We start from the raw sequence: 22,851 nt of genomic DNA, 5'->3' as shown, positions 1-22,851 counted from the left end.
GTGCGCAAGAAGAAGGCAAACTTCCAAAAGAAGGCACAAGTGACATCACAATTCCTAAGAAATTGGTAGAAAGTGGCACCCCAACCTTTACAGTAGGAACGCAAGATCCAACAACTGGAAATGTGGACGTGACAGTAAGCGGCGTACCAAATGGCACAAAAGTGAAATTACCAGGTGTTAAAGGAGAGAAAGTCGTAACAGATGGCAAAGTAACATTGCCAAATGACGAATTACCAGCAACACCACAGACTGGAAAAGGAAGTGCGCAAGAAGAAGGCAAACTTCCAAAAGAAGGCACAAGTGACATCACAATTCCAGGTAAAATTTCAAGTTCAAAAGGTGAACCAGAAGTTCAAACAGAAACCCCAGACTACACAAATCCAATCTCGTCAAATGGGGTGGATGGAAACGGGAACTTAATAGATCCGCCAACAGTTGAATTACCAGAATTCAACGGTGGAGTGAACGGTGAACTACCTGAGCCAATCACTTTACCAGAATTAACTATTGAGGTTCGCTGGATTGATGAAGACGGAAATGTATTGAAACCATCTGTTAAGACAGGTAATGAAAAGAATGCTGAACATGGAACAATTCCAGGATATGAATTTGTAAGAACAATGATTGATGAAAATGAGTCAGTAATGACACACATTTTCAGAAAAGTAGGTTCAAATACAAATACAATTCCAGTTGCGCCAGTCAAACCTGACACTAATGGAGGTTCTGGTCAAGATACACCTGCACCTTCACCAACAACTCCAACTACAGATGCAGTTACTCCGAATGCAGATCAGGTAGATACTAAGACTACTAATGATAATGGAGCTAAATCAAATGATTCTCAAAATGTATTGCCAAATACAGGAACAGAATCAAATGCTGCTCTTGCATCTCTAGGACTTCTTGGACTATTGAGTGGATTTGGACTTGTAGCTCGCAAGAAAAAAGAAGACTAAAAATTTAGTCAGATGAACATTCATTCTTTTGTGTTTTAACAACGAACTAGATTGATTCTGATAGTTGTGTTATCCATAAAATACAAAGAATGATTAGATAAAGAAAGCGAACAATGCTAGGATTTTGTTAAACGGAATTCTAAGTATTGTTCGCTTTTTGTGGTATAATAAGTACTATGCAGAAAAAACCAACGTCAGCCTATGTGCACATCCCGTTTTGTACCCAGATTTGTTATTATTGTGACTTTTCAAAAGTTTTTATCAAGAATCAGCCGGTAGATAGTTATTTGGAACATCTGTTAGAAGAGTTTCAATCTTATGATATTCAAAAGTTGCGAACCCTCTACATCGGTGGTGGGACACCAACAGCCCTGTCAGCTCCGCAACTGGAGATATTATTGAAGGGCTTAACTAAAAACTTGGACTTGTCTTCCTTGGAAGAGTTGACCATTGAGGCTAATCCAGGAGACTTGGATGCAGATAAGATAGCTGTTTTGAAAAACTCGGCTGTCAATCGTGTTTCGCTAGGTGTGCAAACCTTTGATGATAAGATGCTGAAAAAGATTGGGCGCAGTCATTTGGAGAAGGATATTTATGAAAATATCGACCGCCTGAAGCTGGCTGGTTTTGACAATATCTCTATTGACTTGATTTATGCACTGCCTGGTCAGACTATGGAGCAAGTTAAGGACAATGTGGTTAAGGCCATTGGGCTGGATATTCCCCACATGAGTCTCTATAGCTTGATATTGGAAAATCACACGGTCTTTATGAATCGTATGCGACGAGGGAAATTGCCTCTGCCTAAGGAGGAACTGGAAGCGGAGATGTTTGAGTACATCATCGCAGAGCTGGAGCGAGCGGGTTTTGAGCATTATGAGATTTCCAATTTCTCCAAACCTGGTTTTGAAAGTCGCCACAATCTCATGTACTGGGACAATGCCGAATACTATGGCATCGGTGCTGGGGCATCTGGTTATGTCAATGGTGTTCGTTATAAAAATCATGGTCCCATTCGTCATTATCTTAGTGCGGTTGAGGAAGGCAATGCTCGTATTACAGAAGAGCACCTGAGTCAAAAAGAGCAAATGGAAGAAGAAATGTTCCTGGGGCTTCGCAAGAAATTAGGGGTCTCTATGGCGCGATTTGAGGAGAAATTTGGTCGGCCGTTTGAGGGGCTTTATGGAGAAATTGTCAGAGACTTGGTGCAACAAGGTCTCATGCAAATAGACGGTGATCGCGTGCGTATGACAAAGAGAGGTCTCTTTTTGGGAGATACTGTAGCAGAACGATTTATTTTGGAGTAGGATCATGGGCTTAACTTATCAAATGAAAATGAAGATCCCTTTTGATATGGCTGATATGAACGGTCATATCAAACTTCCAGATGTGATTTTGCTGTCCTTGCAAGTTTCAGGGATGCAGTCGATTGAACTGGGAGTTAGTGATAAAACCATTTTGGAGGACTATAATCTGGTCTGGATTATCACAGAATACGATATTGAGGTGGCTCGTTTGCCTCGTTTTGCGGAAGAAATCACCATCGAAACGGAAGCTTTGAGCTACAATCGACTCTTTTGCTACCGTCGCTTTACTATTTATGATGAAACGGGGCAGGAGCTCATCCACATGATGGCGACCTTTGTTCTCATGGACCGAGACAGTCGAAAAGTCCATGCTGTTGAACCTGAGATTGTGGCTCCTTACCAGTCTGATTTTGATAAAAAGCTTATCCGTGGGCCAAAGTATGAGTCCTTGGACGAGCCAATCAGCAAGGATTACCATGTTCGTTTTTACGACTTGGATATGAATGGCCATGTCAATAACAGTAAATACTTGGACTGGATTTTTGAGGTCATGGGAGCGGACTTTTTGACCCAGTATATTCCCAAGAAAATCAACCTCAAGTATGTCAAGGAAGTTCGACCAGGTGGAGTGATTACATCGGCTGTTGAACGGACTGGACTGGAAAGCAAACATGAGATTATAAGCGACGGTGCAACCAATGCCCAAGCTATTATCACTTGGCAAGAAATAAAAAAGGATTAGGGTAAAATATATGAAATACAAAGGCTATTTAATTGATTTAGACGGAACCATTTATAAGGGGAAAGACAGAATCCCAGCAGGAGAGGCTTTTGTTCATGAATTGCAAAAGCGTGATATTCCTTATCTCTTTGTGACCAACAATACAACCCGCACTCCAGAGAGTGTTCAGGAGATGTTGGCTCAAAATTTTAATATCGATACGCCCCTATCAACTGTCTACACAGCGACTTTGGCAACCATTGACTATATGAATGACTTGGGTCTTGAAAAGACCGTCTATGTCATCGGAGAAGAAGGTCTCAAGGAAGCCATCAAGGCGGCTGGTTATGTGGAAGACAATGATAATCCTGCCTATGTGGTAGTAGGTCTGGACTGGCAAGTCGACTATGAAAAATTTGCGACAGCAACTCTTGCTATCCAAAAGGGAGCTCATTTTATCGGAACCAATCCTGACCTCAACATCCCGACAGAACGCGGTCTTTTACCTGGAGCAGGTTCGCTAGTAACTCTCCTTGAAGCGGCTACACGAGTTAAAGCTGTTTATATCGGGAAACCAAATGCTATCATTATGAACAAGGCGGTTGAGCACTTAGGCTTAGAACGTGAAGAGTTAATCATGGTCGGGGACAACTACCTAACTGATATCCGAGCTGGGATTGACAATGGTATTCCAACGCTCTTGGTGACGACAGGTTTTACCAAGGCAGAAGAAGTAGCAGACCTACCAATCGCACCAACTCATGTGGTTTCTAGCCTTGCGGAGTGGGATTTTGATGAAAACTAAACTGACCTTTTGGAGCTCTATGCTCTTTCTCCTCTCCCTCTCAATCCTTCTGACCATCTATCTGGCTTGGATTGTTTATCCGCTGGAGATTAAGTGGTTAAGTTTGACCGATCGGGTCTATCTAAAACCAGAAACTATTCAGTACAACTTTCATATCTTGATGAATTACCTGACCAATCCTTTTAGTCAGGTTCTAGATATGCCAGATTTTCGTTCGTCAGCAGCTGGTTTGCACCACTTTGCAGTGGTGAAGAATCTCTTTCACTTGGTACAGCTAGTTGCCTTAGTGACTCTACCAAGTTTCTATTTCTTTGTCAAAGGGATTGTGAAAAAGGGCTTTCTATCTCTATTTAGTAAAGGGCTTCTGACTCTAGTGGTCTTGCCTTTACTGATTGGTCTTGGGGGAGTTTTGATTGGTTTTGACCAATTCTTTACTCTTTTTCATCAAATTCTCTTTGTGGGAGATGATACTTGGCTCTTTGACCCAGCCAAGGATCCTGTTATTCTGATTTTGCCAGAGACCTTCTTCCTGCATGCCTTCCTCCTCTTTTTCGCCCTCTATGAAAGCTTCTTTGGCTATCTGTATCTGAAAAGTCGTAAGCAGTAATACTAAGGATGTTTCTGGTTTGCATAAATAAATTAAGTATGTGATTTGAAACTATTGTCAATACTCAATGAAAATCAAAGAGCAAGCTAGGAAACTAGCTGCAGGCTGTACTTGAGTACGGCAAGGCGACGTTGACGCGGTTTGAAGAGGTTTTCGAAGAGTATAAGAGTGAATTAACTAATTCTGAATAGTGTCAATCGTTCGCAAGCAGTCTATTTTTCTTGAAAAAATAGGCTTTTTTTCTAAAAATCCCTAGTCAAGCGCTTTATTTTTTTGTATAATAGAATTAGCAAAGTATAGATAAGAAGAGAAAAGCATGATTACACTATTTCTATCACCGAGCTGTACTTCATGTCGTAAGGCAAAGGCCTGGTTAGAAAAACATAAGGTTCCCTTTGTGGAACACAATATTATGACCAGTCCTTTAACAAGAAAAGAATTGCAACACATCCTTTCCTTGACCGAAAATGGTACTGATGACATCATTTCAACTCGTTCAAAAATTTTTCAAAAATTGAATATTGATGTAGAGAGTATTTCGGTATCGGAGTTGCTTCATTTAATTGAGCAGTACCCTAGTCTTTTGCGTCGCCCAATTATTATTGATGCCAAACGCATGCAGATTGGTTTTAATGAAGATGAGATTCGTGCTTTTCTCCCTCGTAGTTACCGTAAGCAAGAACTAAAAGAAGCAAGAATGAGAGCTGGTATTAGTTAATGAACAAACAGTATAGTTACCCACTAGATTTGTCGTGGAGCACTGAAGAACTTGCTTCAGTGCTTTCTTTTTTTAATGATGTTGAAGCTGCCTATGAAGGCAAGGTAGAGGCTAAAAAGTTACTGGACTCCTATAAGGGATTCAAGGCGGTCGTGCCAAGCAAGAGTGAGGAGAAACGTTTGGGACGAGAATTTGAAACGGTTAGTGGCTATTCGCTTTACCAAGCAGTTCAGGCTGCCAAGGAAAAAGGGGAAGGAAAGATTTCTCTTGGAAAGTAAATTTGAATTTGCTAAAGAGCTAATTAAGAAAGCAGGCCAGTACATCCTTGACCACATGCAGGAAGATTTGTGTGTTGAGACCAAGTCCTCTCCAACAGATTTGGTGACCAGACTGGACAAGGAAGTTCAAGAACTCTTGATTAGTGAGATTTTATCCCGTTATCCTGAGGATAAGATTTGCGCTGAAGAGGGTTGTCTGCGAGCTTCGGTTCAAGAGGGCAAGGTTTGGGTCATTGATCCCATTGATGGTACCAATAACTTTGTAGCCCAGCAGGAAGATTTTGCTGTCATGATGGCTTATTTTGAAAATGGTCAGGGACAGTTTGGACTGATTTATGATGTGGTCAAAGGGGACTGTTATCACGGTGGTGGAGCCTTTCCAGTTTGTCTAAATAATAAGCCCTTAGCTCCTTTTAAAGCAAAACCACTTGGAGATTTTCTCATTGCAGGGAATATTGGCATGCTGGAAACCAATGAATGGGGCTTGGCTGATTTGAGTCGAGCGGTTCTTGGTGTTCGTGTCTATGGGAGTGCGGCCATTAGTTTTGCCAAGATTTTATCAGGGCGTTTGTTGACCTATGTCACCTATCTGCAACCATGGGATTATGCTGCCGCTAGTATTTTAGGGGAAAGTCTGGGCTATCGGATTGTGACCCTTTCTGGTGAAGATCCTGATTTTCAAACCAGACAGCCGGTCATGATGGTCCCTCTTGAGATGCAGGAGGAAATTCAGTCCTATATTTACGAAAGGAAAAGAACTTAAATGCAATTTCCAGAAGGATTTGTTGAAAAATATGAAGAGATACTAGGAGATGAGGCAAGAGATTTTCTTGCCTCTTTTGAGGAGGAAGCGGTTTCGGCCTTTCGGGTCAATCCCTTAAAAGAAGAGCAACTTTCCTTTTCTGATGCTATTCCTCAAACCCCTTGGGGACATTATGGGAAGGTTTCAGGAAAATCGCCTGAGCATGCTACTGGTTTGGTTTATTCGCAAGAACCCGCTGCTCAGATGGTTGCTCAGGTAGCCCAGCCCAGTCCTGGTATGAAGGTCTTGGACTTGGCAGCTGCACCAGGAGGAAAATCAACTCAATTAGCAGCCTATCTAGCAGGGGAAGGCCTTCTTGTTTCCAACGAAATTTCAAGCAAACGGTCTAAGATTTTAGTAGAAAACATGGAGCGCTTTGGAGCGACAAATGTTGTGGTGACCAATGAATCTGCCGACCGCTTGGCCAAGGTTTTTAAAGGCTATTTTGACCTCATTGTCCTTGATGCCCCTTGCTCGGGGGAAGGGATGTTTCGTAAGCAACCAGATGCTATGGACTATTGGAGCTTAGATTATCCGAGTCAATGTGCTAGTTTGCAAAGAGAAATTCTGGAAGATGCAGTAACCATGCTAGCTGAAGGTGGTCGACTGGTTTATTCAACCTGTACCTGGGCACCTGAGGAAAACGAAGAGATTGTCAATTGGCTGCTGGAAGAGTATGATTTTGATTTGTTGCCAGTTGAACATATCAATGGAATGGTAGCAGGTATTGGCCTGCCAGAAACGGCTCGGATGTATCCTCATCATTTTAAGGGAGAGGGTCAGTTTGTCGCCCATTTACAATTTAAAGGTGAAAATCCAGCACCTAAATGTAAGGCAGGTAAGAGCAATCTCAGCCGAGAACAAGTTGCCTTGTGGCAGGAATTTACTCAAAAACACTTGAAGGTTAATTTACTGGGTATCTTGCAGACTTTTGGAGACCAGCTTTATCTCTTGCCAGAACTCTTGCCAGATTTAGGGAAACTCAAGATTGCTCGCAATGGCCTGCATCTGGGTACCTTTAAGAAGAAACGCTTTGAGCCCAGTTTTGCTCTTGGACTAGCCTTGAAACCGAGTCAGGTCAAGCAGTCGGTTGAAATTGACCAAGAAGCGTTTGTAAAGTATGTTGCTGGAGAAACTGTTCAGCTAGCGGAAAGTCTGCCAAATGGTTGGTACCAAGTTTTGGTTCAAGGAAATGGTTTAGGCTTTGCTAAGGTGACTGGAAATATTTTGAAAAATTATTTTCCAAAAGGCCTCAGATTCAAGTGAAAATGCTAGTCAAAGTAGCTTGTCTATGTTATAGTGGAAGTATGGATTTTTTTCAAATTGTCTTTCATTTTAAGTCAAAATTGGTGGGCAAAGTAACTGAGCAAATGACTAGTAAAACTAAGCAAAGAACTTCAGTTGGCTCCCAATTTTCAAAAGAAAAACATAAATAAATAGTTGAAAAAATTCACAGCATTCACCATTATTTTCAAGGAGAAAAACAGTGAAAAAAAGGAAAAAACTCGCTCTATCCCTTGCGGCTCTTTTGCTAGCAGGTTCTTTGGCGGGATGTGCTAGCTGGATTGATCGTGGAGAATCCATGACAGCTGTTGGCTCAACGGCTCTTCAGCCCTTGGTCGAAGCAGCAGCAGATGAATTTGGCTCTATGCACGTTGGGAAAACAGTCAACGTCCAAGGTGGAGGATCTGGTACAGGTCTGTCTCAGGTTCAGTCTGGAGCCGTTGATGTAGGAAATTCAGACGTATTTGCCGAGGAAAAAGACGGTATCAACGCATCCGCTCTAGTGGACCATAAGGTTGCCGTAGCGGGCTTGGCAGTTATTGTGAACAAGGAAGTTGATGTTGAAAATCTGACAACTGAACAACTCCGTAGCATCTTCACAGGCCAAGTAACCAACTGGAAAGAAGTCGGTGGGAAAGATCTAGCCATTTCTATTATCAACCGCGCGGCAAGTTCTGGTTCGCGTGCAACCTTTGATAGTGTTATCATGGATGGCCAATCTGCCGTGCAGAGTCAAGAACAGGATTCAAATGGGATGGTCAAAAACATTGTTTCCCAGACACCAGGAGCCATTTCTTACCTAGCTTTTGCCTATGTGGATGACTCAGTTAAACGCATGAAGTTGAACGGCTATGAGCCGATTGCAGAAAATGTAACAACCAATAACTGGCCTTTGTGGTCTTACGAACACATGTACACACTAGGTCAGCCTAATGAATTGGTGGCAGAATTTCTTAACTTTGTCCTCTCAGATGAAGCACAAAGCGGAATCGTTAAGGGAATGGGCTATATTTCTGTCAAGGAAATGAAGGTTGAAAAAGACGCTGTTGGAACGGTGACAGCGCTAGAAGGGAGTCACTAATGAATCAAGAAGAATTAGCTAAAAAATTACTTTCTCCCTCAAAGAACTCTCGTCTAGAGAAATTAGGAAAAGGCTTGACCTTTGCCTGTCTGTCTTTGATTGTCATCATTGTGGCCATGATTTTGATTTTCGTAGCCCAAAAAGGTCTGTCGACCTTCTTTGTCAATGGGGTTAATATCTTTGATTTCCTTTTTGGCCAAACTTGGAATCCTTCAGGTAAACAATTTGGTGCCCTTCCTATGATTTTGGGTTCCTTTATTGTCACAATCCTATCAGCCCTTATCGCAACTCCTTTTGCCATTGGTGCGGCAGTCTTTATGACTGAAGTCTCACCAAAAGGTGCTAGAATCTTGCAACCAGCCATTGAATTGCTGGTCGGGATTCCTTCAGTAGTGTATGGATTTATCGGTTTGCAGGTCGTAGTTCCCTTTGTCCGCAGCGTCTTTGGTGGAACTGGTTTTGGAATCTTGTCAGGGATTTTCGTTCTCTTTGTCATGATTTTACCGACGGTAACCTTTATGACAACGGATAGCTTGCGTGCGGTGCCTCGTCACTACCGCGAAGCTAGTTTGGCTATGGGGGCCACTCGTTGGCAAACCATCTGGCGCGTGACCTTGAAGGCAGCGCGTTCAGGGATTTTCACAGCAGTGGTCTTTGGGATGGCGCGTGCCTTTGGTGAGGCCTTGGCCATTCAGATGGTGGTAGGAAACTCAGCCGTTGTCCCAACTTCATTGACAACACCTGCTGCGACCTTGACCTCTGTTTTGACCATGGGTATCGGAAATACCGTCATGGGTACAGTTGATAATAACGTTCTTTGGTCACTGGCCTTAGTTTTGCTCTTGATGAGTTTGGCCTTCAACAGTGTCATTAAATTGATTACGAAAGAAAGAGGAAAGAAAAACTATGCACGCTAAGAAATTAGATAAAATTGCAACAGCTGTCCTCTATACGATCGCAGGAATTATTGTTGCCATCTTGGCATCCTTGATTCTTTATATCTTGGTTCGTGGTTTGCCCCACATCTCTTGGTCTTTCTTGACTGGCAAATCATCTTCTTACCAAGCAGGCGGAGGGATTGGAATTCAGCTCTATAATTCCTTCTTCCTTCTGGTCATTACCTTGATTATCTCTGTGCCCTTGTCTATGGGAGCTGGGATTTTCCTAGCTGAATACGCCAAAAAAGGTCCTGTGACCAACTTTGTCAGAACCTGTATTGAAATCTTGTCTTCACTGCCATCAGTGGTTGTGGGTCTCTTTGGTTACTTGATCTTTGTAGTTCAGTTTGAGTATGGATTTTCAATCATTTCAGGTGCCTTGGCCTTGACAGTTTTTAACTTGCCTCAGATGACTCGAAATGTTGAGGACAGTTTGAAACACGTTCACCATACGCAGCGTGAAGCTGGTTTAGCCCTTGGGATTTCTCGTTGGGAGACAGTTGTCCATGTGGTCATTCCAGAAGCCCTACCAGGTATTGTGACTGGTGTTGTCTTGGCATCTGGTCGTATCTTTGGTGAGGCTGCTGCTCTTATCTATACAGCAGGGCAATCCGCTCCAGCCCTAGACTGGTCTAACTGGAATATTCTCAGTGTTACGAGTCCCATCTCTATCTTCCGTCAAGCAGAAACCTTGGCTGTCCACATCTGGAAAGTCAACAGTGAAGGAACCATTCCTGATGGAACTATCGTATCAGCAGGTTCTGCAGCAGTTCTCTTGATCTTTATCTTGATCTTTAACTTTGGAGCCCGTAAACTCGGAAGCTATTTACATAAGAAATTAACCGCTGCCTAAAGGAGAAGCCATGTCAAAATATAATTGGGATGAAAAGCATATCATCACCTTTCCTGAAGAGAAAGTGGCCCTCTCTACTAAGGATTTACATGTTTACTACGGTAAAAAAGAATCCATCAAGGGCATCGATATGCAATTTGAAAAAAATAAAATTACAGCCTTAATTGGCCCTTCTGGTTCAGGGAAATCAACCTACCTCCGCAGTCTCAACCGTATGAATGATACCATTGATATTGCCAAGGTCACAGGTCAAATCCTCTATCAAGGGATTGACGTCAACCGTCCAGAAATCAATGTCTATGAGATGCGTAAGCACATTGGAATGGTCTTCCAACGCCCAAATCCCTTTGCCAAGTCTATCTACCGCAATATCACTTTTGCCCATGAACGTGCAGGAGTTAAGGACAAGCAAGTCTTGGATGAAATTGTGGAAACTTCTCTTCGTCAGGCTGCCCTTTGGGACCAGGTCAAAGACGATTTGCACAAGTCAGCCTTGACCCTATCAGGTGGTCAGCAACAACGTCTCTGTATCGCTCGTGCTATCTCTGTTAAACCAGATATTCTCTTGATGGATGAACCAGCGTCAGCCTTGGATCCGATTGCGACAGCCCAGCTGGAAGAAACCATGTTGGAATTGAAGAAGGACTTTACCATCATCATCGTAACCCACAGTATGCAGCAGGCTGCGCGTGCTAGTGACTACACAGGATTTTTCTACTTGGGTGACTTGATCGAGTACGATAAGACCTCTAATATTTTCCAAAATGCCAAACTACAGTCAACCAATGACTACGTAACAGGACACTTTGGATAGAAAGGAAACAGTATGACAGAAGCGATTTTACAGGTGTCAGACCTGTCTGTTTACTACAATCAAAAAAAGGCCTTGAATAGTGTTTCCCTATCTTTCCAACCTAAGGAAATCACAGCCTTGATTGGTCCATCTGGATCAGGGAAATCAACCCTCCTCAAGGCTATCAACCGCATGGGGGATCTCAATCCAGAGGTGACCACAACTGGTTCGGTGGTTTACAACGGCCACAACATCTACAGTCCGCGTACAGATACAGTTGAATTGCGGAAGGAAATCGGTATGGTCTTCCAACAACCGAACCCTTTCCCTATGTCTATCTACGAAAATGTTGTTTACGGGCTTCGTATCAATGGAGTGAAGGATAAGCAGGTTCTGGATGAGGCGGTTGAAAAAGCCTTGCAACGAGCTTCTATCTGGGATGAGGTCAAGGATCGCCTGCATGATTCAGCTATCGGGCTTTCAGGTGGACAACAGCAACGTGTCTGTGTTGCCCGTGTCTTGGCAACCAGTCCTAAAATCATTCTCTTGGATGAACCGACTTCAGCCTTGGACCCTATCTCGGCCGGTAAGATTGAGGAAACCTTGTATGGTCTAAAAGATAAATATACCATGCTCTTGGTTACGCGTTCCATGCAACAAGCCTCTCGTATCTCTGACAAGACAGGATTTTTCCTAGATGGAGATTTGATTGAGTTTAACGATACCAAGAAGATGTTCCTCAACCCACAACACAAGGAAACAGAAGATTATATTTCAGGAAAATTTGGATAAGGAGATAAATGATGTTACGTTCTCAATTTGAGGAAGATTTAGAGAAATTGCACAACCAGTTCTATGCTATGGGACAAGAAGTGCTATCCCAAATCAATCGTACAGTGCGTGCCTTTGTTACGCATGACCGTGATTTGGCCAAGGAAGTCATCGAAGATGATGCAGAAGTAAACGAATACGAAGTAAAATTGGAGAAGAAATCATTTGAAATGATTGCTCTTCAACAACCCGTTTCTCAGGACTTGCGTACTGTTTTGACAGTCTTGAAGGCTGTGTCTGACTTGGAACGTATGGGTGACCATGCTGTTTCTATTGCTAAAGCGGCAATTCGTATGAAGGGCGAACAACGCATCCCAGCTGTTGAAGAAGAAATCAAGAGGATGGGTCGCGATGTCAAGAACTTCGTCGAAGCAGCCCTTGAGCTCTATCTGAATGGTTCAGTAGACCAGGCCTATGAAGTAGCAGCCATGGATGAAAAAATCAACCATTACTTTGATAGCATTCGTGACTTGGCTACAGAAGAAATCAAGAAAAATCCAGATGCCATTGTTACAGGTCGTGATTACTTCCAAGTGATTGCCTTCTTGGAACGTATTGGAGACTATGCCAAGAATATCTGTGAATGGGTTGTTTACTTTGAAACAGGTAAGATTGTCGAACTATAAAATAGATTCATTCTGTATAAAAAGGAGCTTGAAATCAACTGATAGCTCCTTTTCTTGAATGAAAAAAATATTTTTAAGATAAAAATTCAAAAAACACTTGACAAGCAACTTGGATAGCGTTATAATTATACAAAATTAACAGAGAGGTTGTTTATTTATGAAATCAAAAAAATGGATATTTGTTTTATGTAGTTTTCTTGCAAGTTTCTTCTTAGTGGCTTGCCAGTCGGGTTCTAATGAGTCTCAGTCAGCTGTTGAGGCCATTAAGCAAAAGGGGAAATTAGTTGTGGCGACCAGTCCTGACTATGCACCTTTTGAATTCCAATCCTTAGTTGACGGAAAAAACCAGGTAGTCGGTGCGGATATTGATATGGCCCAAGCTATCGCTGATGAACTTGGGGTGAAGTTGGAAATTTCAAGCATGAGTTTTGACAATGTCTTGACCAGTCTTCAAACTGGTAAGGCTGACCTAGCAGTTGCAGGAATTAGCGCTACTGACGAGAGAAAAGAAGTCTTTGATTTTTCAATCCCTTACTATGAAAACAAGATTAGTTTCTTGGTTCGTAAGGCTGATGTAGAAAAATACAAGGATTTAACTAGCCTTGAAAGTGCTAATATTGCAGCCCAAAAAGGGACTGTTCCAGAATCTATGGTCAAGGAACAATTGCCAAAAGCTCAATTAACTTCCCTAACCAATATGGGTGAAGCAGTTAATGAATTGCAGGCTGGAAAAGTTGATGCTGTTCACATGGATGAGCCTGTTGCGCTTAGCTATGCTGCTAAAAATGCCGACTTAGCTGTCGCAACTGTCAGCTTGAAGATGAAGGACGGCGAAGCCAATGCAGTTGCCCTTAGAAAAAATAGTGCTGATTTGAAAGAAGTTGTGGACAAGGTCATCCAAAAACTCAAGGATGAAGGAACCTACCAAAGCTATCTTGAAAAAGCAGCAAGCCTAACAGAAGTTGAAGAATAAGAAAAAGCAGAGTTGGAAGTCAATCCAATTCTGCTTTTAAATAGTTTAAAACATTTTCTAAATTGTCTAGGGACACCTTGGCAAATTGATAAGGACAGGTACCCAAGTAAGCTTCTTCAAAGAAGTTCAAGCTCAGTTGACTGTGTTTGAGGCTGGCAATTTTAGGATACTGTCGCAGATCTAGTAATAAACCATCATGTAGAGGAAAATGAGGAAGAGGACAAGTCAATTTATCTAATCTTTCCTCGATTTGCTTCTGGTAAGCTTCCTGATTGCTCAAGCGAGCCAGACGATTTTTCTCAAACAGTTGGCTGTCGATATAGAGTGACAGGGCCTTTTGCATGATGAGGTTGCTGTCGTAGTCTAGGATATTTTTGTAGGCCACAAAGGCTTCCTTGATTGCATTTGGCAGAATGAGTGCCGTTATTCGCAGGGCTGGAAAGAGGCTGGTCGAGAAGGATTTGATATAAATGACGCGCTCCTCTGTATCCAGATAGTGGAAGGTCTGGCCCTTCTTGGAATCCAAATCTCCCAAATAGTCGTCCTCTACGATATAGACACCATACTTAGTAGCTAAGTCAAGAATAGCTCGTTTGTCCTGCTCTGAATAGGAATGCCCCAGAGGATAGTGAAAACGAGGAATGGTGTAGAAAAACTTAATCTTTCCTGTCTTGAAATGGCGCTCCAGTTCCTCCAAGTCAATCCCATCAATGTCTCGTTCGATCGTTTGATAGCCCAGACCTTGAGCAATCAAGAGGCGATTCATCCGATGGTAGGTCGGCTGTTCCACCAAGATTTCCTTGCCTTGGCTAGGAAAGGAAATTTGAGAAAGGATAAAAAGGGCTTGTTGAGTTCCAGAAGTCAGTACCAGTTGGTCAACCTTGCAGTAGAGGGCTTGGTCAAAGAGGAGTTTATGAATGGATTGTCTTAAGTCTTCTAAACCTTCTTGGTTGTCATAGTAGTTGAAGAGGTAGTTTTCCCGGCCAATCAAGGTTTCATTGACACAGAGTCGGAAATCGTCATAGGCGCTGGCGTGTTCGTCCGTAACCTCGATTTCTAGGTCTTGATGTTGTCCTTGTTCTAGGACATAGTAGCCGCTCTGGGGCTTGGCATAGAGGTATTGCTCGTGCCGTAATTCCAGTAGGGCTCGTTGAATGGTATCCTTGCTACAGTGAAAGTCAAGGCTCAGTTGACGGATAGAAGGCAGGCGGCTTCCCGTCGGAAAGCGTCCAGATTCGATACCATTTTTTAGATAGGAAACGACCTCTTGGTACTTGCTTTGTTTCTTCATTCCAGACCTCCCTTGATTTTGTTACATTGTACCCTTTTTTTTCCTTCTTGGCAATGTTTAGAGTGTTTCTCTCGTTCACATCTAGGGACAAATGTGGTATACTCCCATTTTTAATACTTTTTTGAAATCAAAGAGCAATCAAATGCAGATGTGACAGTTTTTCGTGCCCTTTTTTCTCTTTAAAACAAAATGTGTATTTTTATCTGGGGTTGATTTGTTTTAAAAAGTTTTCATGCTAATTTCCCCTTATTACTTGTACATATTTTTAGGAAAATGTTTTTGAAATCGTTTTCTTGTTGTGGTATAATAGAACTGAAAAATAAAAGTATATGAATAACTTGTTAGAAAGGAGTTTTAAATCAGAAAATCAAGTTATTTTATCAGTAATATATATTTGTAACTTGAAAGGAGTGTTTTTTATTAAATTTAAAAAAATTGTAACTTCAGCTCTTGTTGTATTATTACTATTTTCTATTATGTCTCCTTCTATAGCTTCTGTTAGAGTATTTGCTGATGATGTAACTACTACGGAAGTTTCTGAAATTAGTACCCAAGAACAAAAACAAATCGATGATGTAGCCAATGTTCTTGAACAAATGTTTAGAAATGGAGTTAATGAAAAAAATTTTACTGAATATGTTTATAAAAACTTTTCTCAAAAAGATATTGCTCTTTCGGAAAATGAATTAGAAACTAATATTAATAATCCCTATGACAGAGTCCCTTGGGATGAGATGGGAGGATGTATAGCAGGAAAAATACGAGATGAATTTTTTGCTATGATCAATGTTTCGCTAATTGTTAAGTATGCGTAGAAAAAGGCTTGGTCAGAATTAGCTAAAGTAGTACTAAGATTTGTTAAAGCTAATGGACTTAAAACAAATATTTATATCATTGCTGCTCAATTGGCTATTTGGGCAGTTCAGTGAGGTATGGAATAATGCGTGATAAAAAATTTCTTATTAAAGAAGCGATTATTAGCTTTTTGATTGGATTTGTATATGCATATTTAGTGTTACAAAAATTTATCCTTTGGAAAATCCTTTTGTTTGCATTTATTTTTGCAATTATTAATACAATATTTATGTTTACTAGGAACAAAAAATAAATAATGATTTAGTTAAATAAAAAGTGACCCCTAGGGAAGTGTATTCCTTAGGGGTTGTTGTGCTAGTTCAAGTTTTGTTTCTGTCAAAATCTCAGACTCCCCGTCGGAAATCGTCCAGACTCGATACCGTTTTTCAGATAAGCTACGACCTCTTGGTACTTGCTTTGTTTCTTCATTCCAGACCTCCCTTGATTTTGTTACATTGTACCCTTTTTTTTCCTTCTTGGCAATGTTTAGAGTGTTTCTCTCGTTCACATCTAGGGGTAAATGTGGTATACTGGAGTAACATTTATAGAATAACAGACAAGAAAGAGAATGGATAAGAACGTGCAGGAACCAGTGAAATTATTTCAATACAATACCCTTGGAGCTTTGATGGCTGGCCTTTATGGTGGGACCATGACAGTGGGAGAATTGCTAGAGCATGGTGACCTTGGTTTGGGAACCTTGGATTCTATTGATGGGGAGTTGATTGTCTTGGATGGCAGGGCCTATCAGGCTAAAGGGTCAGGAGACCAGCCAGAAATTGTGGAAGTGTCACCAGATGCCCTTATTCCTTACGCAGCAGTAGTACCGCATCAGGCAGAGGTCATTTTCCGCCAGCGCTTTGAGATGACAGACAAGGAATTGGAAGAGCGAATCGAGTCTTATTATGACGGGGAAAATCTTTTCCGCTCTATCAAGATTCGTGGAGAATTTTCGCATATGCATGTGCGCATGATTCCCAAGTCGACACCAGATACCAAGTTTGCTGAGGTCGCAATCCATCAACCGGAATATAGTCGTGACAATGTGGCGGGAACTATCGTTGGTTTCTGGACGCCAGAGATTTTCCATGGGGTCAGTGTGGCAGGCTACCATCTGCACTTCATCTCAGATGATTTGACTTTCGGTGGACATGTCATGGACTTTGTCATCAAGGGAGGTATTATCGAGGTGGGAGCTGTTGACCAATTGGATCAACGTTTTCCTGTCCAAGACCGTCAATACTTGTTTGCCAAGTTCAATGTTGACGAGATGAGAAAAGATATTGAAAAGGCAGAATAGGAGACGAAAATGACCACTCATATTATCATTACCATGGTGCTGTTGCTGGCTCTCTTGCTAGGAAGCATTTGGTATTCCAAAAAGAAATATCAGATCAATCTAGCTGTCTTGGGCTTGGGGGCTGTCGCTTTCTTTGTTTCTTCACAGATTTTGGAAAAACTGGTGCATATCTTAGTTTTGCATCCTCAAAAAGACGGTAGTATTGCCCTCTTGCAGGATAATCCACTTGTCTATATCCTCTATGGACTAGCCATGGCAGCATTTTTTGAGGAAACTGCTCGTCTTATTTTCTTCAAATGGTTGGAGAAAAAGAGAAGTTTGGAAAAGGCAGATGCCTTGGCTTATGGACTGGGTCATGGTGGCTTGGAATTGATTTTTCTAGGTCTTACTAGTTTGCTTAATCTTTATATCGTGCTTTCAGCAGTTCAAACTCAGGATCCACAGGTTATGCAATTGCTGTCTGAAAATATGTTGAAAACTATTCAGTTGCTATCAGTCTGGCAGATTTATTTGCTTGGTTTTGAACGAATTTTGGCGCTGAGCTTCCAATTGCTTTTGACAGTTTGGGTTTACCAAGCTGTTCGCCAGAAGAAATGGATTTATCTCCTAGCGGCCTATGGACTACATGCCTTCTTTGACCTAGCACCATCTCTTGCCCAAGTTGGCTGGTTGACCAATCCAGTCTTGGTGGAAGTGGTCCTAGCACTTGAGCTCGTTCTGGTTGCCTATGGAACCAAGGCAATCTTTTGCAAAAAATCATAAAAAGGGGGGGGACCTCTTTTTTGTTTAAAATAAGACCAAGATTTTTTAGGGTCGTCAAATGGTCTTAAAAATGGTATAATGGAATGAATTTTGTAAAAGGGAGAGTGTCATGTCAGTAAAAGAAAACATGCTTGAAATCTTAGAAGGGATTGATATCCGTTTCAAGGAACCCTTGCATAGCTATAGTTATACAAAAGTAGGTGGAGAGGCTGATTATTTGGTCTTTCCACGAAATCGTTTTGAGTTGGCTCGCCTTGTTAAATTTGCCAATCAAGAAAATATTCCTTGGATGGTTCTTGGAAATGCCAGCAACATTATCGTTCGTGATGGTGGGATTCGTGGATTTGTTATCTTGTGTGACAAGCTCAATAATGTTTCAGTTGATGGCTATACCATCGAAGCTGAAGCTGGTGCTAACTTAATTGAGACAACTCGCATTGCCCTTCGTCATAGTTTGACTGGTTTTGAGTTTGCTTGCGGCATTCCAGGGAGTGTCGGCGGTGCTGTCTTTATGAATGCAGGTGCCTATGGTGGTGAGATTGCCCACATCTTGCAGTCTTGTAAGGTCTTGACCAAGGATGGAGAAATCGAAACCTTGTCTGCTAAAGACTTGGCTTTTGGTTACCGTCATTCAGCCATTCAGGAGTCTGGTGCAGTTGTCTTGTCAGCTAAATTTGCCCTTGCTCCAGGAAGCCATCAGGTTATCAAGCAAGAAATGGACCGCTTGACGCATCTACGTGAACTCAAGCAACCTTTGGAATATCCATCTTGTGGTTCGGTCTTTAAGCGTCCAGTAGGGCATTTTGCAGGTCAATTAATTTCAGAAGCTGGCTTGAAAGGCTATCGTATCGGTGGCGTAGAAGTGTCAGAAAAGCACGCAGGATTTATGATCAATGTCGCAGATGGAACGGCTAAAGACTACGAGGACTTGATTGAGTCTGTGATTGAAAAAGTCAAGGAACACTCTGGCGTTACTCTTGAGAGAGAAGTCCGTATTTTAGGTGAAAGCAAGTAGGAAGCTTTGACTAAAAAGCTGCTGCTATGTCATGGAAAGGGGGTGAAAGCCTATCGTCAGTGCAGAAGAATGTAGGCAGTTCAATCTCCTACACGAGGTAGTAGCGGCCTGACAGAGCCCTGATCTGTTAATCTATGAAAAAGAAGGAATAAATGACAATTGAAAAAACCAATTATTGAATTCAAAAACGTCTCTAAAGTTTTTGAAGACAGCAACACCAAGGTTCTCAAAGATATCAACTTTGAGTTGGAAGAAGGGAAGTTCTATACCCTTCTAGGCGCATCTGGTTCAGGGAAATCAACTATCCTTAACATCATTGCAGGTTTACTGGATGCGACGACAGGAGATATTTTGCTGGACGGTGTCCGCATCAATGACATCCCAACCAACAAGCGAGACGTCCATACGGTCTTCCAATCCTATGCCTTGTTTCCACATATGAATGTGTTTGAAAATGTTGCCTTTCCACTCCGCTTGCGCAAGATTGACAAGAAAGAAATCGAGCAACGCGTAGCGGAAGTTCTCAAGATGGTTCAGTTGGAAGGGTACGAAAAACGTTCTATCCGTAAACTCTCTGGAGGACAACGTCAGCGTGTGGCTATTGCCCGTGCCATCATCAACCAACCCCGTGTGGTTTTGTTGGACGAGCCTCTGTCAGCGCTAGACTTGAAATTAAGAACAGATATGCAGTATGAACTGCGTGAACTGCAACAACGATTGGGGATTACCTTTGTCTTTGTCACTCACGATCAGGAAGAAGCGCTGGCCATGAGTGACTGGATTTTCGTTATGAATGATGGCGAGATTGTCCAGTCTGGAACACCTGTGGATATCTACGATGAGCCGATTAACCATTTTGTTGCCACCTTTATCGGGGAGTCAAATATCTTGCCAGGTACCATGATTGAGGACTACTTGGTTGAGTTTAACGGCAAACGCTTTGAAGCAGTCGATGGGGGTATGAAGCCAAATGAACCTGTTGAGGTCGTTATTCGTCCCGAGGACTTGCGCATTACCCTTCCTGAAGAAGGCAAGCTTCAAGTTAAGGTTGATACTCAGCTCTTCCGTGGGGTGCACTATGAAATTATCGCCTATGACGAACTTGGAAATGAATGGATGATCCACTCAACTCGTAAGGCCATCGTGGGTGAGGAAATCGGTCTGGACTTTGAACCAGAAGACATCCACATCATGCGTCTCAACGAAACCGAAGAAGAGTTCGATGCTCGTATCGAAGAGTACGTGGAAATCGAAGAGCAAGAAGCAGGTCTGATCAATGCAATCGAGGAGGAAAGAGATGAAGAAAACAAGCTCTAAACTCTTTGTAGTGCCCTACATGCTTTGGATTGCCCTCTTTGTGTTGGCACCCTTGGTCTTGATTTTCGGTCAATCATTTTTCAATATCGAAGGCCAGTTCAGTTTAGAAAACTATAAATCCTACTTTGCGTCACAAAACTTGACCTATCTAAAAATGAGCTTCAATTCTGTGCTCTATGCAGGGATTGTGACCTTTGTAACCCTCCTTATCAGCTATCCAACAGCCCTCTTTTTGACCCGTCTCAAGCACCGTCAACTCTGGCTTATGCTGATTATCCTGCCTACTTGGATCAATTTGCTCCTTAAAGCCTATGCCTTTATCGGGATTTTTGGTCAGAATGGCTCTATTAACCAATTCTTGGAATTTATCGGAATTGGTTCGCAACAGTTGCTCTTTACCGATTTCTCCTTTATCTTTGTCGCAAGCTACATCGAGCTTCCCTTTATGATTTTGCCGATTTTCAATGTCTTGGATGATATGGATAACAATCTTATCAATGCCAGCTATGACCTAGGTGCGACCAAGTGGGAGACCTTCCGTCATGTCATCTTCCCTCTATCGATGAACGGTGTGAGAAGTGGGGTTCAGTCGGTCTTTATCCCCAGCTTGAGCCTCTTCATGCTGACCCGTTTGATTGGTGGGAACCGTGTTATTACGCTGGGAACAGCTATTGAACAAAATTTCCTAACCAATGACAACTACGGTATGGGTTCAACCATCGGTGTAATTCTCATCTTGACCATGTTCATCACCATGTGGGTGACCAAGGAAAGGAGAGAACGATGAAAAAATTTGCCAACCTTTATCTGGGACTGGTCTTTCTTGTCCTCTACCTGCCGATTTTTTACCTGATTGGCTATGCCTTTAATGCAGGCAATGACATGAACAGCTTTACAGGCTTTAGCTTGAGCCATTTTAAAACCATGTTTGGCGATGGTCGCCTTATGTTGATTGTGACTCAGACCTTTTTCTTGGCCTTTCTGTCAGCCTTGATAGCGACCATTATCGGGACTTTTGGAGCTATTTATATCTACCAGTCTCGTAAGAAATACCAAGAAGCCTTTCTATCACTCAATAATATCCTCATGGTTGCGCCTGATGTTATGATTGGTGCCAGCTTCTTGATTCTCTTTACCCAACTCAAGTTTTCACTTGGCTTTTTGACTGTTCTATCTAGTCACGTGGCTTTCTCGATTCCTATCGTAGTCTTGATGGTCTTGCCTCGTCTCAAGGAAATGAACGATGACATGATTCATGCGGCCTATGACCTTGGTGCCAGTCAATTTCAGATGTTCAAGGAAATTATGCTTCCTTACCTGACTCCGTCTATCATTGCAGGTTATTTCATGGCCTTCACCTATTCGCTAGATGACTTTGCTGTGACCTTCTTCGTAACGGGAAATGGCTTTTCAACCCTGTCAGTCGAGATTTACTCTCGTGCTCGCAAGGGGATTTCGCTAGAAATCAATGCCCTGTCTGCCCTTGTCTTTCTCTTTAGTATTATCCTAGTTGTTGGATATTACTTTATCTCACGTGAGAAGGAGGAGCAAGCATGAAAAAACTCTATTCATTTTTAGCAGGAATTGTAGCCATTATCCTCGTCTTATGGGGAATTGCGACGCATTTAGATAGTAAAATCAATAGCCGAGATAGTCAAAAACTGGTTATCTACAACTGGGGAGACTATATCGATCCAGAACTCTTGGAGCAATTTACAGAAGAAACAGGAATCCAAGTTCAGTATGAGACATTTGACTCCAACGAAGCCATGTATACCAAGATTAAGCAAGGTGGAACGACTTATGATATTGCTATTCCAAGTGAATACATGATCAATAAGATGAAGGACGAAGATCTCTTGGTTCCTCTTGATTATTCAAAACTTGAAGGTCTTGAAAATATCGGACCAGAGTTCCTCAACCAGTCCTTTGACCCAGGTAATAAATTCTCTATCCCTTACTTCTGGGGAACCCTGGGAATTGTCTACAATGAAACTATGGTAGATGAAGCGCCTGAGCATTGGGATGATCTCTGGAAGCCAGAGTATAAGAACTCTATCATGCTCTTTGATGGGGCGCGTGAGGTACTGGGACTAGGACTCAATTCGCTAGGCTACAGCCTCAACTCCAAGGATACCCAGCAGTTGGAAGAGACAGTGGACAAGCTTTACAAGCTCACTCCAAATATCAAGGCTATCGTTGCCGACGAGATGAAGGGCTACATGATTCAGAACAACGCTGCAATCGGCGTGACCTTCTCTGGTGAAGCCAGCCAAATGCTAGAAAAAAACGAAAATCTACGCTATGTGGTTCCGACTGAGGCCAGCAATCTTTGGTTTGATAATATGGTTATTCCCAAAACAGTCAAAAACCAAGACGCAGCCTATGCCTTTATCAACTTTATGTTGAAACCCGAAAATGCCCTCAAAAATGCAGAGTATGTCGGCTATTCAACACCAAACCTACCAGCTAAGGAATTACTCCCAGAGGAGAAAAAAGAAGATAAAGCCTTCTATCCAGATGCTGAAACCATGAAACACCTAGAAGTTTATGAGAAATTTGACCATAAATGGACAGGCAAATATAGCGACCTCTTCCTACAATTTAAAATGTATCGGAAGTAGGAGTTAGCAGTCACGAAACGAATCAGTCAAGCTGGTTCGTTTTTTTTTTTTAAAGTACAAAAAATAGTTGACAATTTTTTAAAAAGTGATAGACTAGTATCCTTTATGATT

General features: G+C 42.1%; 25 protein-coding genes. 24 read left to right on the top strand and 1 reads right to left on the bottom strand.

Annotation, left to right across the window (positions count from 1 at the left end; genetic code table 11):
* The 16 genes from RYL77_RS05030 to RYL77_RS04955 all read left to right on the top strand — a co-directional run.
* The coding region (locus RYL77_RS05030; protein ID WP_315010311.1) for an LPXTG cell wall anchor domain-containing protein at positions 1-959 on the top strand (959 nt) is incomplete at its 5' end.
* 176 nt (positions 960-1,135) lie between these two features.
* Positions 1,136-2,266: a radical SAM family heme chaperone HemW gene (gene hemW, locus RYL77_RS05025; RefSeq protein WP_315010310.1), complete on the top strand. Its 1,131-nt coding sequence runs from the start codon at positions 1,136-1,138 to the stop codon at positions 2,264-2,266.
* Positions 2,267-2,270: 4 nt separating this feature from the next.
* The gene (locus RYL77_RS05020) at positions 2,271-3,008 is read left to right on the top strand and encodes an acyl-[acyl-carrier-protein] thioesterase (RefSeq protein ID WP_315010308.1); all 738 of its coding nucleotides are present in this window, start codon (positions 2,271-2,273) and stop codon (positions 3,006-3,008) included.
* Between the two features lie 10 nt (positions 3,009-3,018).
* Positions 3,019-3,792, top strand: coding sequence for a TIGR01457 family HAD-type hydrolase (locus RYL77_RS05015; protein WP_315010306.1), 774 nt, complete (start codon positions 3,019-3,021; stop codon positions 3,790-3,792).
* Entirely contained in the window at positions 3,782-4,399 is a 618-nt protein-coding gene (locus tag RYL77_RS05010; protein WP_315010304.1) for a TIGR01906 family membrane protein, read from the top strand. Before RYL77_RS05015 ends, RYL77_RS05010 begins: the two co-directional genes overlap by 11 nt.
* 316 nt (positions 4,400-4,715) lie before the next feature.
* Positions 4,716-5,117: a Spx/MgsR family RNA polymerase-binding regulatory protein gene (locus RYL77_RS05005; RefSeq protein ID WP_000631259.1), complete on the top strand. Its 402-nt coding sequence runs from the start codon at positions 4,716-4,718 to the stop codon at positions 5,115-5,117.
* Positions 5,117-5,395: a UPF0223 family protein gene (locus RYL77_RS05000; protein ID WP_315010297.1), complete on the top strand. Its 279-nt coding sequence runs from the start codon at positions 5,117-5,119 to the stop codon at positions 5,393-5,395. The genes RYL77_RS05005 and RYL77_RS05000 overlap by 1 nt, the downstream gene beginning before the upstream one ends.
* On the top strand, positions 5,385-6,158 hold the full coding sequence (locus RYL77_RS04995) for an inositol monophosphatase family protein (RefSeq protein ID WP_315010295.1): 774 nt from the start codon (positions 5,385-5,387) through the stop codon (positions 6,156-6,158). Before RYL77_RS05000 ends, RYL77_RS04995 begins: the two co-directional genes overlap by 11 nt.
* Positions 6,159-7,463 carry an RsmF rRNA methyltransferase first C-terminal domain-containing protein gene (locus RYL77_RS04990; RefSeq protein WP_315010292.1) on the top strand — a complete coding sequence of 435 codons (1,305 nt, stop codon included), beginning with the start codon at positions 6,159-6,161 and terminating at the stop codon, positions 7,461-7,463.
* A 220-nt stretch (positions 7,464-7,683) separates the two neighbouring features.
* The gene (locus RYL77_RS04985) at positions 7,684-8,562 is read left to right on the top strand and encodes a phosphate ABC transporter substrate-binding protein PstS family protein (protein ID WP_004259857.1); all 879 of its coding nucleotides are present in this window, start codon (positions 7,684-7,686) and stop codon (positions 8,560-8,562) included.
* Complete coding sequence (pstC, locus tag RYL77_RS04980; protein WP_001070903.1) at positions 8,562-9,479, top strand: phosphate ABC transporter permease subunit PstC; 918 nt, start codon at positions 8,562-8,564, stop codon at positions 9,477-9,479. Before RYL77_RS04985 ends, pstC begins: the two co-directional genes overlap by 1 nt.
* Positions 9,469-10,353 (top strand): phosphate ABC transporter permease PstA, encoded by an 885-nt coding sequence (gene pstA, locus RYL77_RS04975; protein WP_084891349.1) that lies wholly within the window; start codon positions 9,469-9,471, stop codon positions 10,351-10,353. The genes pstC and pstA overlap by 11 nt, the downstream gene beginning before the upstream one ends.
* Positions 10,354-10,363: 10 nt before the next feature.
* On the top strand, positions 10,364-11,167 hold the full coding sequence (gene pstB / locus RYL77_RS04970; RefSeq protein ID WP_020900241.1) for a phosphate ABC transporter ATP-binding protein PstB: 804 nt from the start codon (positions 10,364-10,366) through the stop codon (positions 11,165-11,167).
* Between the two features lie 12 nt (positions 11,168-11,179).
* On the top strand, positions 11,180-11,938 hold the full coding sequence (gene pstB / locus RYL77_RS04965) for a phosphate ABC transporter ATP-binding protein PstB (RefSeq protein WP_000133484.1): 759 nt from the start codon (positions 11,180-11,182) through the stop codon (positions 11,936-11,938).
* A gap of 11 nt (positions 11,939-11,949) precedes the next feature.
* Complete coding sequence (gene phoU, locus RYL77_RS04960) at positions 11,950-12,603, top strand: phosphate signaling complex protein PhoU (RefSeq protein ID WP_000946458.1); 654 nt, start codon at positions 11,950-11,952, stop codon at positions 12,601-12,603.
* Positions 12,604-12,760: 157 nt separating this feature from the next.
* Positions 12,761-13,576: an ABC transporter substrate-binding protein gene (locus RYL77_RS04955; protein WP_315010288.1), complete on the top strand. Its 816-nt coding sequence runs from the start codon at positions 12,761-12,763 to the stop codon at positions 13,574-13,576.
* Positions 13,577-13,595: 19 nt separating this feature from the next.
* On the opposite strand, the gene RYL77_RS04950 is transcribed toward RYL77_RS04955, so the two are convergent.
* Positions 13,596-14,867, bottom strand: coding sequence for a PLP-dependent aminotransferase family protein (locus RYL77_RS04950; RefSeq protein ID WP_315010287.1), 1,272 nt, complete (start codon positions 14,865-14,867; stop codon positions 13,596-13,598).
* Positions 14,868-15,196: 329 nt separating this feature from the next.
* On the opposite strand from RYL77_RS04950, the gene RYL77_RS04945 reads away from it, so the two are divergent.
* From RYL77_RS04945 to RYL77_RS04910, 8 genes are all read left to right on the top strand, one after another.
* On the top strand, positions 15,197-15,682 hold the full coding sequence (locus tag RYL77_RS04945; RefSeq protein WP_235219604.1) for a streptococcin A-M57: 486 nt from the start codon (positions 15,197-15,199) through the stop codon (positions 15,680-15,682).
* Between the two features lie 608 nt (positions 15,683-16,290).
* Complete coding sequence (budA, locus tag RYL77_RS04940) at positions 16,291-17,022, top strand: acetolactate decarboxylase (protein WP_315010285.1); 732 nt, start codon at positions 16,291-16,293, stop codon at positions 17,020-17,022.
* Between the two features lie 9 nt (positions 17,023-17,031).
* Positions 17,032-17,784, top strand: a complete 753-nt coding sequence (locus RYL77_RS04935; protein ID WP_315010283.1) for a YhfC family glutamic-type intramembrane protease — start codon at positions 17,032-17,034, stop codon at positions 17,782-17,784.
* Positions 17,785-17,893: 109 nt separating this feature from the next.
* Entirely contained in the window at positions 17,894-18,799 is a 906-nt protein-coding gene (gene murB / locus RYL77_RS04930; protein WP_315010281.1) for a UDP-N-acetylmuramate dehydrogenase, read from the top strand.
* Positions 18,800-18,958: 159 nt separating this feature from the next.
* Entirely contained in the window at positions 18,959-20,116 is a 1,158-nt protein-coding gene (locus tag RYL77_RS04925; RefSeq protein ID WP_000742900.1) for an ABC transporter ATP-binding protein, read from the top strand.
* The gene (locus tag RYL77_RS04920; RefSeq protein WP_000753801.1) at positions 20,097-20,903 is read left to right on the top strand and encodes an ABC transporter permease; all 807 of its coding nucleotides are present in this window, start codon (positions 20,097-20,099) and stop codon (positions 20,901-20,903) included. Before RYL77_RS04925 ends, RYL77_RS04920 begins: the two co-directional genes overlap by 20 nt.
* Positions 20,900-21,673 (top strand): ABC transporter permease, encoded by a 774-nt coding sequence (locus RYL77_RS04915; protein WP_049552460.1) that lies wholly within the window; start codon positions 20,900-20,902, stop codon positions 21,671-21,673. Before RYL77_RS04920 ends, RYL77_RS04915 begins: the two co-directional genes overlap by 4 nt.
* Positions 21,670-22,740 carry an ABC transporter substrate-binding protein gene (locus RYL77_RS04910; protein ID WP_000737956.1) on the top strand — a complete coding sequence of 357 codons (1,071 nt, stop codon included), beginning with the start codon at positions 21,670-21,672 and terminating at the stop codon, positions 22,738-22,740. The genes RYL77_RS04915 and RYL77_RS04910 overlap by 4 nt, the downstream gene beginning before the upstream one ends.
* The last annotated feature ends 111 nt before the right edge of the window (positions 22,741-22,851 follow it).

The sequence above is a fragment of the uncultured Streptococcus sp. genome (genome assembly GCF_963516515.1).
Taxonomy (GTDB): domain Bacteria; phylum Bacillota; class Bacilli; order Lactobacillales; family Streptococcaceae; genus Streptococcus.
The sequence above is the reverse complement of the archived record's forward strand: the minus strand, read 5'-3'. Positions and strand labels throughout refer to the sequence as shown.